This window comes from Prevotella sp. AM42-24 (genome assembly GCF_003461825.1).
GTDB classification, from domain to species: domain Bacteria; phylum Bacteroidota; class Bacteroidia; order Bacteroidales; family Bacteroidaceae; genus Prevotella; species Prevotella hominis.
On record NZ_QTXV01000177.1, the window covers coordinates 1 to 634 of the forward strand.

Sequence of the window (634 nt, forward strand, 5' to 3'; positions counted from 1 at the left end):
GCCTCCTATTTTCACATTTACCGACCTCCCACACCACCGTACATGCGGTTCCGCATACGGCGGTTTCGTGCTTTCTCATCTTGCGATGTGTGGCAAGTTGATTTCAGTTATCCCTATGAGTAGCGTCACTTCTATCCTATTGTCGGATTCCGTCCTATCGTCTTGGATAGAGAGTTCCTTTCGGACATCTGACGAGGAGTCTCATAAGGTAACATTCAATTACTATTGCACTGCACGATTCAGTCCTTCCCTATAAGCACACGTGCCTTGGGTACTATGACCTCTGCTGACTTCTCACGGCAAGCTTTACTCCGTCATGGTACATCGAATGATTCATCTTCACCCATGCGTCCGTGAGACCTCCTCGGATAAGGGCTTATTCTTTCCATCTTATACCCACTTCATTTACACCAACCATTCCGAATAGCTATGGGACTTTGATTTGTCTTGCAATCTCATCCATGGTCATATGCCTTGTATGAAGTTTCTGTACGTTAGGTCAGATGTTTGCCGCCAGCTTCTTTCAGATTCCACCTCGCGGTGGACACCCTTGCTATTGGCTATACGATTCCCGCTATTAGGGCTCGTTAGGGACTTGCACCCATTAGAATAAGCTCATGCCGAGCATACAAGA

1 protein-coding gene is annotated in these 634 nt (G+C 47.0%); it reads left to right on the forward strand.

The window, feature by feature from the left end; genetic code table 11:
* Positions 1–256, forward strand: a 256-nt coding sequence (locus DW917_RS17485) for a hypothetical protein (RefSeq protein WP_158570261.1), incomplete at its 5' end; no start/stop codon positions are given.
* Positions 257–634 lie beyond the last annotated feature (378 nt).